This is a genomic window from Cupriavidus sp. Met-2 (genome assembly GCF_049843575.1).
Classification (GTDB): Bacteria; Pseudomonadota; Gammaproteobacteria; order Burkholderiales; family Burkholderiaceae; genus Cupriavidus; species Cupriavidus metallidurans.
In genome coordinates this window covers 429,722-442,178 of record NZ_JBBHZL010000002.1, presented here as the reverse complement: position 1 = coordinate 442,178, position 12,457 = coordinate 429,722, and the positions used below count along the sequence as shown (strand labels likewise).

The following is a 12,457-nucleotide window of genomic DNA, read 5'->3' as shown; positions in this document are numbered from 1 at the left end:
GTCCGGACGCTACCGGGCGGCGGATGCTCAGGGCTGACGCGGCAGCCGGCGCTGAATTGTCGGCCGTGGCGGGGCGGTGTGCGACAGATCGACGAGCCGGTACATGCGGAAGCGCTCGTCACGGTCGGCGGGTCGGCGACCTTCCCAGATCAGGCGCCATTCGAAATGGGAGATGCTGCTCGGGGCGCCGTAGTCCACGGCATCATGCCGCAGCAGTATGTCGCAGCCGTCATCGGGACCGCCGAAACGGATATGACCGAAATAGGCAAACGAGGCAAGCTGCGCATCGCCCATGCGGATGGGCTGCACGCAGGTATAGGTGGACGGCAGCGCCAGTTGGGCGGCCTGTGCCACGTCTCGATAGGTCTTGCCGTAGTTGATGGAAGGCAGCCACAGCGTCATCGCCATGACCCACATCAGCGTCGTGCCGGCGGCAGAAATGACCACAGGTCGCCAGATCTGTTTCGGCGCGCGCGACAGGCGCCAGCGCACGATCAGCACCCATGCCACCGTCACCGCCAGCGCGATGATGACGGCGCTGATCGTGAACGTATGCTGGAATCCGGGCAACTGACGGAATACGTTGCTGGCGATGCGTGGCGGCCAACCTGTCGTCTTCGCGACCCAGAGGAACCAGATCGTGCCGCCCAGAATCGTGAAGAACAGTAGCGAGAACCAGTCGATCGCGTTGATCGCCGCGCGCGGCAGCGTCGGAAGCGCGAAGGCAGCCAGAACGGCCATCGGCGGCAGCAGCAGGATGAACTGCACGTCCCCCGGACTGCGCAGCAGCACCAGCAGCACGAACAGCACGGCCAGGAACGACAGTGGCAGCGTCACATGGGGTGCCCGGCGCATGCCGCGCCACGACAGCCATGCAAAGGCGGCAATCGGCCAGACCGGCCACGAGAAGAGGAAGAAGTTGCGTGCGATGAAGCCGGCGGCTGCCAGCGAAGGCGGGCCGTAGGTGTGGCGGTCGTAGCGAGCCCACTCGCGAATATAGGTTACGGCATCGTCCGTGACGGTGGCGCCGAAATATACCGTGGCCATCCATACTGCGATGATGAGAACGCCTAGCGGCGCCCCGATCGTCAGCAGCCGCATCAGCGGCAGCGGTCGGCAGATCAGTCCGGCGATGAGTGTCGCGGCAAGCAATACCAGCGGCAGGATCGGCCCGCTGGCCAGGCACAGGGCACCAAGCCCGACGCCGAACCAGAGGCTGCCCTGTACCGGCTTGTCAAGGCTGCGCACGAGGCCGTACAAGGTGAAGGCGATGAAGCAGACCTGGCCGACCTGCGCGGTGGTTTCGTGGCCGCGCAACGCCAGGCCAACGCAGGCCAGGAAGATCAGCAGGGCCCCATCGGCGAGCGCGCGTCCGTAGGACCGCGCGTCAGGCTGACCGCCGAAGGCAAAGGCGAAGGGCTGAACCTCGTCGCGGCGGCCCAGCAGGTAGGTCGAGTACCAGATCAGCGCGCAGGTGGCGAAGTAGAACAGCGCGGTGGCGAGTCTTGCCGCATCCGGCGCGCCGAGCCAGCCGCCAAGCAGGCGGATCATGCCGCCGCCGATCCAGAATACGAGTGGGCCGTCGTCGCTGTAGGGGCGGCCGACGATGTTCGGCATGAGCCAGTCCTGCAGGCCGCCGCTGCCGAGTTGCCACATCACGCCGAATCCGGCGGCATCCTCGTTTTTCCAGGGGTCGCGGCCGAACAGGCCAGCCAGTCCATAGATGATGCAGATCGCCAGCAGCAGTGCACGCGGGAGGGCACCGGTAGCAGCGGCAGTCAGATGGACGGGAGAAGTCTTGGCTTGGCTCATCGGCAGATGGTAAGGCATGTGACCCCGGCGCATGAAAATCGTCTTGTGGGGGCACAAATGCAAAGAGGCAGCCGATGCTGCCTCTTTGTCAGGTCGCGCGCCGCGGGAGCATCTGTCCTCTGGGCGCGGCGCTTGCTCGCATAAAGCGGGGCAATTACTTCTTGGCGGCGCCCAGCTTGCTGCCGAACTTCTGGCGGAACTTCTCGACGCGGCCGGCCGTGTCCATGATCTTTTGCGTGCCGGTGTAGAACGGGTGCGATTCCGACGACACTTCGATCTTGGCCAGCGGGTAGGTCTTGCCTTCGTGTTCGATCGTGTCCTTGGTCTGGATCGTCGAGCGGGTCACGAACTTGAAGTCGTTCGACACGTCGTGGAACAGGACTTCACGGTAATTCGGGTGAATGCCTTCTTTCATGGTGCTTCCTTTCAGGTTGGGTAGCCAGTCCGCTCGTCGTGCCGCAGGTCAGAAAGCTTGCGGCGAGCGAACCACTTGCCGATAACGGGCAAACCGGGATTATGGCAGAAAATCAAGTGCAGGTGCAACAAACGAAATGGCGTCGTAGCTGGGCAACTGGCGATGTCTTAAGTGTCGCTTGCCGCATTCCCGGCTGGATTCTGCCGATAAAACTGAGCCAAGGCGTCATAAAGAGTAGGCCACAGCCGTCGCAAACCAACAGGTTCTACAAAAAATGCTTCGGACGCCACTGCAAAGAACTCGCTCGGCGCCTCACAGCCATACGGATCGATCACCTGCAGGCGGGGAGGGAGTCGATTGGGGTCGTCCCAGATATGGTCGGGCAAGGCGTCACAGGCCTCTGCGAACGTATCGTATTCGCTCAGGAAGGTCTCCGCCCACTGCTCGGCGTCGACACCCGGGTGTAGAACGCGCGAGAACGGCGGCACACCGTCGGCCTCGCCATTGAGCATGTCGAGCTTGTGGGCGAATTCGTGGATGACGACGTTGTACGTGTCTACCGGTAGTTCGTGTTCGCCGTGGTGGGCGTCCAGCACGGCGCCGGGCGAGGCCACATCCGGCCAGGACAGGATCACCGGGCCGTGTTCCCATGCCTCGCCACTGGCCTCTTCCTCGACGCCATGTACGAGACCGATGTCCTCGAAGCCGACGTCCTCCTGGATGGTCTTGCGGATCACGAACTCGCCCGGGTAGAGCACGATGCCGTGCCAGCCGCGATACCACTCGATGCCGAGCTTGAGGATGGGCACGCAAGCCTGCGCCGCCACGCTGACCACCATTTCATCGGTCAGCTCCATGTCGTGCGCGGTCGAGTATTCCTTGTTGGCGATGAACAGTGTGGCCAGCTCGCGCAATGCGGTCAGGTCAGCTTCGTCGTAGCGCTGCACGAAGGGCAGGGCAGCCACGGTTTGCGCCCAGAGATCGTCGGGAATCGCGTAATGGGCGAGCTTGCGCGCTTTCGAGCGGGCGCGCAGGAAACTGGTCAGCTTTCCGAGCATGGTTCTCGCGAGGGGGGCGAAAGAAAAAAGGCGCACCCAAGGGTACGCCTTTTTATCAGGATGGACTACCAGCGTGGCATCAGCCGCCGCGGCGCATCAGGTCGAAGAATTCCGCGTTGTTCTTCGTCGGCTTCATCTTGTCCAGGATGAATTCCATCGCCTGCACTTCGTCCATGTCGGAGATGAACTTGCGCAGGATCCAGATCTTCTGGAGGATGTCCGGCTTGATCAGCAGTTCCTCGCGGCGCGTGCCCGACTTGTTCAGGTTGATGGCTGGGTAGACGCGCTTCTCGGCCAGGCGGCGCTCGAGGTGCACTTCCATGTTGCCGGTGCCCTTGAACTCTTCGTAGATCACGTCGTCCATGCGGCTGCCGGTTTCGATCAGCGCCGTGGCGATAATGGTCAGCGAACCGCCTTCCTCCAGGTTACGCGCGGCGCCGAAGAAACGCTTCGGACGCTGCAGCGCGTTGGCATCCACACCACCGGTCAGTACCTTGCCCGATGCCGGCACCACGGTGTTGTAGGCGCGGGCCAGACGCGTGATCGAGTCCAGCAGGATCACCACGTCGCGCTTCAGTTCCACCAGGCGCTTGGCTTTCTCGATGACCATTTCGGCCACCTGCACGTGACGGATCGCAGGTTCGTCGAACGTCGACGCCACCACTTCGCCGCGCACCGAGCGCTGCATTTCGGTCACTTCTTCCGGGCGCTCATCGATTAGCAGCACGAACAGGTCGGCTTCCGGATGGTTGTTCGCAATCGCGTGGGCGATGTGCTGCAGCATCACGGTCTTGCCGGACTTCGGCGATGCCACCAGCAGCGCGCGCTGGCCGCGGCCGATCGGCGCGATGATGTCGACGATGCGGCCGGTGATGTTTTCCTCGGCGCGGATATCGCGTTCGAGCGTGAGCGGCCGGTTCGGATGCAGCGGCGTCAGGTTCTCGAACATGATGCGGTTCTTCACCGCTTCGGGAGGCTGCCCGTTGACCTTGTCCACCTTCACCAGCGCGAAATAGCGCTCGCCGTCCTTCGGCGTACGCACTTCGCCTTCGATCGAGTCACCGGTGTGCAGGTTGAAACGGCGGATCTGCGAGGGGCTGATGTAGATGTCGTCCGTGCTGGCCAGGTACGAAGTTTCCGGCGAGCGCAGGAAACCGAAGCCATCGGGCAGAACTTCCAGCGTGCCGTCTCCGTAGATGGTTTCGCCCATCTTGGCGCGCTTCTTGAGGATCGCAAACATCAGTTCCTGTTTGCGCATCCGCTGTGCATTGTCGATCTCGAGCGTTGCCGCCATTTCGAGAAGCGCAGACACGTGAAGCGATTTGAGTTCTGTCAGGTGCATAGACGAGGGGTACAGAAGTGCCCGGACGGGCAAGAACAAGGAGAAGGGGGAAAAGAATGAGCGAACGCTCGGGGAAGTTGTTGGGTGGCATCATAGCACAATCCGGCCGGTGCGCCAGAGCTGACGCACGCATGACCGGGTAGTGCATTCCCGGAGCCGTTCGGCCCCGGGCGGGTACAGATTACAGCTGGCTGTCCAGGAACGCGGTCAGCTGCGACTTCGACAGCGCGCCAACCTTCTGCGCGGCCACTTGGCCGTTCTTGAACAGGATCAGCGTCGGGATGCCGCGAATGCCGAACTTGGCCGGCACTTGCTGGTTTTCATCCACGTTGATCTTGGCGACCTGCACCTTGTCGCCGTAGTCCTTCGCGACTTCGTCCAGGATCGGGGCGATCATCTTGCAAGGACCGCACCATTCGGCCCAGAAGTCGAGCAGCACGGGCTTGTCGGACTTGAGCACGTCGGCATCGAACGAAGCGTCGCTCACATATTTGATTTGTTCGCTCATGGCGGGGAACCTCAGGTATCGCTCAGTTTATGTTGAAGGCGGACAACGGCTGTCGGCGCGATCCGCTACCTTACACGACATTGCGCGGACTCGCAGCGCGACGGCGCGCGGCAGTATGCGCCGCTGATGCCGATATGTTACCAGCTTGGCGAAAATCAAGTCCTCGCCAGAATCGGGATTTAGCCGGGGGCGGCAACAGTGGATATTGTGCCGTGTTGTGAATCGTTTTGCCGATGATAGTGTCAATCGCCGCAAGAGTTTCCTGCTATTGGCATCCCTTATTTGAGTTAATCTGCCGCGCCTTCGCGGAGGCGCCATGCGAGGCCTGCTCGTCGGCATGATCTAGAATGCACTTCGCGTATCCGCGCAATCCACGCGTAATCCATTCAGACAGACGTGACGCCCGAGTAGAATGGAATCGTGCGCATGTGACGCACAAACCGATTCACAACGCTATTGATCATGACGCCAGACTCCCGCAAGCCCACTCCGTCCGATGAAAGCCAGGCGGACCACCTGAGCGATGCGCTGCAGCATCTCAGCAGCGCCGTCGAGTCCGAGAGCATCGCCACCGGCGCCGCCAAGGGGCTGGTCTACAGTGTGATGGAAACGCTCGGCACGCTGATCGGCGACCCCGATTTGCCCGAGCACGCCCGCTCGGGCTATGAAGGCCTGCTGGAGACGGCGCGCGAACTGCGCGCCCGTCTGGAGGGCGGCAGCGCAGGCGACGACAACTAATCAAGACAAGATGTCTGTTCCGAGGGTCACGGGTTGCCCTCGGCCTCGACTCCGTCCCCGCTATCCATGACCCGACTCTCGTTCCCTCCCGGGCCGTCCTTTCTCGATCAGGCTGCCACGGCGACTTGGTATTTCCTGGATCACTGCGGCCCGGTGGCCGCTGGCGCGCATATCGTCGTGCCGACGGCCGCGCAGATTCCTGGCGTGCGCCAGGCGCTGGATGCCGCTGCGCGCGCCGCCGGGCAGCCCCGTTTGCTACCGCGTGTGCTGACGCTCGGGCACTGGCTGCTGGACCTTCCCCCCGACCTTGCTACCGACCCGACCCCCACGCGTGGCCATGCCGCGCGCCTGCTGGCGGTGCAACAGGCGATTCGCTCGCAGGATTGGCTGCGGATTGCCTTTGGCGCCCAGACAGAGGGGGCGGCATGGGGACTGGCGCAGACGCTGCTATCGATCAGCGACGAACTGAGTGCGCGCTGGCTGGAGGACGCGGCGATCCGCGGAGACGATGATCTCGAGGGCGACGATAGCGACGAGCGGGCGGCGCTCCTGCAAGGCGCGCTGCAACGTACTTATGCGCACCTGTCCGAGCGCTTTCTCGGGCAGGAGGCGCAGATCGTGCTTGCCTTCTGGCAAATGCTGTCGGGGCCGGACGACCCGCTTCCGGCACGACGCCGGGCGCTACAGCGCATGGCGCAGCAGGTTGCAGGGCCGGTGGTCTGGATTGGCCCGACACCGCCGGAACCGGTTGAAGCCAGATTCCTCGAGCAGGCCGGCGAACTCGTGCCGACGCTCGAGGTCGGCTACGACTGGACCGGCGCATCGGAAGCGGGGGGCGAGCCCGACTGGTATCGGACGCTGCTTGCGCTGTGGCCCGAGGCCCGGCGCGACGGGGACAGTAGTGCCGACAGCGAACCGTTCGCGGCACCGCCGGCCTTGCCCGCTGCGTTGTCGGCCGAATTGCCGACCGAACGTCCGCGCGTCCGCGTTATCGGCAGCGCGCGCTTCGAGGATGAAGCCGCCGCAGCAGCGGACCAGCTCGTGCAATGGCTCAACGAAGGCCGCAGGCATGTGGCGCTCGTGGCCCACGACCGCGTGGTGGCCCGCCGCGCCCGCGCGTTGCTGGCGCGTGCCGGAGCGCCTGTCCGCGATGAAACCGGCTGGAAGTTGTCGACCACGCGCGCAGCCGCCGCGCTGATGCGCTGGTTTGACGTGCTGGCGCGCGATGGCGATAGCGCGGCACTGCTCGACCTGCTCAAGAGCCCGTTTTGCCTGCCTGCATTCGAGCATCGCGGCGCGGCGATCGCGCTGATGGAGCGCCGCATCCGTCGCGCTGTAGTTACCGGAGGCTGGACCAGACTGGCGCATCTGTTTGCAGAGCGTGAGCGAGCGGCAGGCGCGCTGGTCGACGCGGAGACGATGGAGGCCAGCGATGCCGAACTGCAGATTCGCGCTGCGGCTCGCACGCTGATTGCCACGCTGGCCGACGAGGCCGCGCAGTGGCCACGGGGCCTCGCGCAACAGCCGCTCCATGTCTGGCTGGGCCGCCTCGACGCCATGCTTGACACGCTCGATATGCGTGTCGCGCTGGCTGCCGACGATGCCGGGCGGCAACTGCTGGATGCGCTGGCGAAGCTGGGCGACTTGCCCGACGACGAGACCGGCAGCCACGCCACGCTGAACCAACAGGAGTTTCGCGCGATGCTGTCGGCATTGCTCGAATCGGTGGCTTACAAGGAGCCCTCGGCGCAGAGCCAGTCGCGCATCACGATCCTGCCGCTCAACGGCGCCCGGATGCGACGGTTCGACGGCGTGGTGGTAGTCGGTTGCGATGACGCGCAGTTGCCGTCCAGCGCGGCTGAGTTGATGTTCTTCTCGAACCAGATGCGACGCGAGCTTGGGCTCGAAGACCGCGAGGCCCGCTTTGCCCAGCAGGCCCGGGATCTGGCCGAAGTGCTGCTCAACAACAGTGATGTCGTGCTGACGTGGCAACGCTTCGGCAGCCGGGGCGAGCCGCATCATGTCTCCGGCTGGATCGAGCGGTTATCCGCATGTTGCGCGCGAGCGGGCACGCCGATCGAAGCCAGCGCCACGCCCGCTCTGCACGATACCTTCGCGCAGCCCGCCGGAATGCCTGCGCCGGTGGCGCCCGAGCGCGTGCCAGAGCGCTGGAGCGCGCAGGCGTACAACACGTTGCGCCGTTGCCCCTATCAGTTCTTCGCCAGCCGGATGCTGGGCCTTTCCGGGCTCGACACGCTCAGCGACGACCTCGAGAAGCGCGATATCGGCAACCTGCTGCATCGCGTGCTGCTGCAATACCACGAGGAGATCCATGCCTCTGGCGAGCGTGACAGCGACCGGCGTCTGGCGCGTCTGCGGGAAATCTCGGATACCTCGTTCGGCAAGCAGATTGCCGAGGACGGCAATGCCATCAGCTATTACCGCCGCTGGATGGAAGTCCTGCCGTCGTACGTGGCATGGCAGGCTGAGCGTGAGGAAGCGGGCTGGCACTGGCGCGGTGGCGAATTCGATGCCGGCGTGGATGTGGCGATGCCCGATGGCGTACCGCTGCGGCTGGCCGGCCGGATCGACCGGCTCGACAAGGGACCGGATGGCGCTCATGCGGTGCTCGATTACAAGACCCAGCCAGCCAGCCGCCTGCGGCGCAAGGCCGGTGATGCCGAGGAAGACTGCCAGTTGGCGTTCTACGGTCTGCTTCGGGCCGATGCCGTGGCGGGAAGCTGGGTGGCGCTGGAAGGTGTGAAGCAGGGCGGCCGCGATAGTTCGCCCGGTGCCCAGCGGGAAGTCGATCTGCCGGAATTTCAGGCGGCGGTGACTTGGCTCGAGCGCCAGTTGCGGCATGACGTCGTGCGTTTGCGGCAAGGCGCGAAGCTGCCCGCGATCGGCGATGCCGCCGCCTGTACTTATTGCGATGCCCGCGGCCTGTGCCGCAAGGGCTTCTGGGAGTCCACCGCGTTGCCGGATCTGCAGTCATGACCGAAGTTCACGCCTATTTGCGCGATGGCCAATCCGTGGGCGAGGCCGATTTTACGCGCGCCGCCTGCGACCCCGGCCGCTCCGTGGTGGTGGAGGCCTGCGCGGGCAGCGGCAAGACGTGGCTGCTGGTGGCGCGTCTGGTCCGTCTGCTGCTGGCCGGCGCCGCGCCGCATGAGATCCTGGCTATCACCTTTACGCGCAAGGCCGCCGAGGAAATGCGCGAGCGCCTGCTCGAAGTGCTGTCGCAGCTTGCCGGCGGAACTGATGAGGCGGTGTTGACGCAGCTGGAAATGCGCGGGCTGTCTCCAGACGCCGCGCGCGCGGCATTGCCCCGCGCGCGGACGCTACATGCACAAGTGCTGGCGTCACCGGGCCGCATGGCGATCGACACGTTCCACGGCTGGTTCGGCACGTTGTTGCGCGGGGCGCCGCTGTCGTCGGGCATCGTGCCCGGCGCGTCGCTCCGCGAGGATGCCTTGCGCATGAAGCGCGAGGCCTGGGCGCCGTTCTGGCGCGCGCTGGCGCAGCCGCAATACGCTGATCTGCGCGAAGCCTATGAAGCGCTGGTCGATGCGATCGGTGACTTCCAGGCACGGGGTCTGCTTGACCGGATGTTCCACGCACGCAACGAGTGGTTTGCGTTCAAGGAGTCGGGCGATCCCGCCACGAAGCTGGCGCAGGATCTTGGTGACGATGCCACCTCCGACATTTTGGTGGACGCGCTCTGCGACGACGACTGGCTCGAGGAATGCGCGCAGATGGCACTGCTGCTCGGTCGTGGCGGGAAGACCGAGCAGGGGCACGCGTCGAAGATCATCGACGGACTGCGCGCGATCCGCGCATGGCGCGACGCGGGCGCCGCGCCGGGCGAGGCCGCCGCCAACGCATTCCAGTTGCTGCGTGCCGCGTTTTTCACCGATGCGGGCAAGCCGCGCTCGCTGCGTCGTACCACGGCATTGGCCAAGGTGTGCGGTAGCGAAGGTGCCGTTGACGAATTGCTGGATCAGCACGCAGAGCACTGCGCACGACTGGACGAGATCGCGGCGCGCCGCTGCGAGGCCATGGTGCTCGCGATCAACCTGGCGCTGTACCGTCTGGGCGATGCACTGCTCGAACGTTATCAGCGCCACAAGGGCGACCAGCGTGCGATGGACTTCGCGGACCTCGAATGGCTGGCGGCGAAGCTGATGGCCGACGAGGAAACCGCCACGTACCTGCAGGTGCGTCTCGACGCGCGATATCGTCACCTGCTGCTTGACGAGTTCCAGGACACGAACCCGCTCCAATGGCGCATCCTGCAGGGCTGGCTGGCCGGCTATCAGGGGCTGGGAGAGAAGCCCACCGTGTTTCTGGTTGGCGATCCCAAACAGTCGATCTACCGTTTCCGTCGCGCGGACGCGCGCCTGTTCGATGCCGCGCGGGTCATGCTTCAGGACGGATTCGGCGCCACCGTGCTGCGTACCAACCGCACGCGCCGCAATCGCCCCGAGGTGCTCGACTGGGTCAACGCCGTGTTCGATCACGCACGCGCGGAAGGGCGCTATCCGCTCTACGAAACGCAAACCACGGCGCTCGGCGGTCCGGCCGGACCGGTCTGGCTGCTGCCGCTCGTCGAGCCAGAGGAAGCAGAGGATGACGAAGCATCCGAGGGCGATGGCCATCGCGATACGCTGACCCAGCCACGCACGCAGAAAGGCGACTCCCTGCGTTACGAGGAAGGTCGCCGCGTGGCAGCCTGGCTGCACTATCTGCGCGACCAGGTGCCCGTGAGGGAAGGCGATGGCACTCGCCCGGCGGGCTGGCGCGACATGCATCTGCTGGTGCGACGCAAGACCTTTCTGGCCGATTACGAACGAGCGATGCGCGAGGCCGGCATCCCGTGCCTGAGCCCGCGCCGTGGCGGCTTGCTGACGACGCTGGAAGCGCTCGATCTCTCGGCGCTCCTGGCGTTCCTGATGACACCGGAATCGGATCTCGACCTCGCGCATGTTCTCAAGAGCCCGCTCGTGGGCGCGACTGACGACGATCTGGTGCTGCTGGCCATGATGGAGGGCGAGGGTGGATGGTGGGCACGCATCGAGGCGCTGGGACTGCCCGAGCGCGTTTCCGATTCGCTGCGAACGGGTGTCGCGCGCTTGCGCGGCTGGCTGGCGCTCGCGCCACACAAGCCCGTGCATGATCTGGTCGACCAGATCTATCACCAGGGAGAGGTGCGTCGCCGTTATGCCGAGGCCGCGCCTGCCGCCATTCGCGAACAGGTGCTGGCCAATCTCGATGCCTTCCTGAAGCTGTCGCTCGACCTTGATGGCGGACGCTATCCGAGCCTGCCCAAGTTCATCGATGAGCTGCAGGAAATTCGGCGTGGTGACGAGGATGAAAGCCCCGATGAGGGCGGCATGGGCGAAGGTGTCGAGGATACCGAGGCGGAGCCAGACGACGCCGCAGACAATCAGCTCGATGCCGTTCATATTCTGACGGTGCACGCGGCAAAGGGCCTCGAGGCGCCGTTCGTGATTCTGCTCGATGCGAATCACAGCGATCCGGCGGCGGATCGTGGTGGCATTCTGGTCGACTGGCCGCCGACATCGGCGGTGCCACGGCATTTTTCCGCCTACGGCAAGCGTGACGAGCGCGGCATGGCTCGCGCGCCGCTGTTCGACGCCGAAGCGGCGCTGGCCGATCGCGAAAACTGGAATCTGCTCTACGTGGCAATGACGCGCGCGCAGCAAGGCCTGCTGGTTAGCGGCATCAAGGGGCGCGCGAGCAAGGCGGAGAAGGAAGATGCGCCAGGGGCGGAGATCGCCGGAAGCTGGTACGTGCGTCTGGCTGCGGCGGGTGTCGGTGACGAGATCACGGCTTATCCCGAGACCGACGTCGCGGCAGTCGATACCCTGACCGCCGCCAGCGAGCGCATCCGCTATACCGATTTCCGGCTGCGCTATCGCGATGCGGCTGACGACCGCTTGCCGATCGACGATGCGGACGACGAGGCCGAGGGCATCGTGTTCGATGCCGATGCCGCTGCACATGGCGAACTGGTGCACGCGCTGCTCGAACGTGTCTCGCGCTATCCCGATGCGCATGGCAGCTTGCCCGACGTGGAAACGGTCTTGCGCTGGTTCCCGCTGACTGGCGCGGGTGCGCCGAACGCGCGTGAGCGCTGGCGGCAGCAGGCCGAGGCGGCCGTCGCGGACCTGCGCGCAATGCTTGAGGCCCCGGCACTGCGCGAACTGATGTTCCCGGTGGATGCCGTGTCGGCACGCAATGAGGTGGAGCTTTATGACGGCCGCGGGCGGTTGCTGCGAATCGACCGGCTGGTGGAATTCGACGAGCGGGTCGTCATCATCGACTACAAGCTCAGGCTGTTGCCGCAGGAACATGCGGGCTATCGCGCGCAGCTCTTGCGCTACGCAGCGGCGGTGGCGCCGATGTTTCCGGGCAAGCGGATCGAGGCTGGCGTGGCCACGGCGGCCGGAGAGTGGATCGATGTGGAGCTTCTGCGTGCCTCGGCGTCACAGGCGGTACCTATCGCCACGACGCAGCAGGGGTCATTGTTCTGAGCGCACCCGGCCTGTGCCCGATTCGCA

General features: G+C 65.0%; 8 protein-coding genes. 3 read left to right on the top strand and 5 right to left on the bottom strand.

The genetic code is table 11. The features are described 5' to 3' along the window. Window positions 1-27: 27 nt before the first annotated feature. The 5 genes from WD006_RS07255 to trxA all read right to left on the bottom strand — a co-directional run bounded on the left by WD006_RS07255 (window position 28) and on the right by trxA (window position 5,135). On the bottom strand, window positions 28-1,812 hold the full coding sequence (locus WD006_RS07255; protein ID WP_029307545.1) for an ArnT family glycosyltransferase: 1,785 nt from the start codon (window positions 1,810-1,812) through the stop codon (window positions 28-30). Between the two features lie 154 nt (window positions 1,813-1,966). Beyond that, entirely contained in the window at window positions 1,967-2,227 is a 261-nt protein-coding gene (locus tag WD006_RS07250; RefSeq protein ID WP_008647952.1) for a type B 50S ribosomal protein L31, read from the bottom strand. A gap of 167 nt (window positions 2,228-2,394) precedes the next feature. After that, window positions 2,395-3,285, bottom strand: coding sequence for a M90 family metallopeptidase (locus WD006_RS07245; protein WP_029307546.1), 891 nt, complete (start codon window positions 3,283-3,285; stop codon window positions 2,395-2,397). Window positions 3,286-3,364: 79 nt separating this feature from the next. Continuing rightward, window positions 3,365-4,627, bottom strand: a complete 1,263-nt coding sequence (gene rho / locus WD006_RS07240; protein WP_008647942.1) for a transcription termination factor Rho — start codon at window positions 4,625-4,627, stop codon at window positions 3,365-3,367. 181 nt (window positions 4,628-4,808) lie between these two features. Then, window positions 4,809-5,135 (bottom strand): thioredoxin TrxA, encoded by a 327-nt coding sequence (trxA, locus tag WD006_RS07235; protein WP_008647939.1) that lies wholly within the window; start codon window positions 5,133-5,135, stop codon window positions 4,809-4,811. Window positions 5,136-5,597: 462 nt separating this feature from the next. Here trxA and WD006_RS07230 point away from each other — a divergent pair, with 462 nt between their 5' ends. From WD006_RS07230 to WD006_RS07220, 3 genes are all read left to right on the top strand, one after another. Beyond that, window positions 5,598-5,873, top strand: a complete 276-nt coding sequence (locus WD006_RS07230) for a hypothetical protein (protein WP_011516844.1) — start codon at window positions 5,598-5,600, stop codon at window positions 5,871-5,873. 66 nt (window positions 5,874-5,939) lie between these two features. Further along, entirely contained in the window at window positions 5,940-8,870 is a 2,931-nt protein-coding gene (locus WD006_RS07225) for a PD-(D/E)XK nuclease family protein (RefSeq protein WP_029307547.1), read from the top strand. Beyond that, window positions 8,867-12,430: a UvrD-helicase domain-containing protein gene (locus WD006_RS07220; RefSeq protein WP_029307548.1), complete on the top strand. Its 3,564-nt coding sequence runs from the start codon at window positions 8,867-8,869 to the stop codon at window positions 12,428-12,430. The genes WD006_RS07225 and WD006_RS07220 overlap by 4 nt, the downstream gene beginning before the upstream one ends. Window positions 12,431-12,457 lie beyond the last annotated feature (27 nt).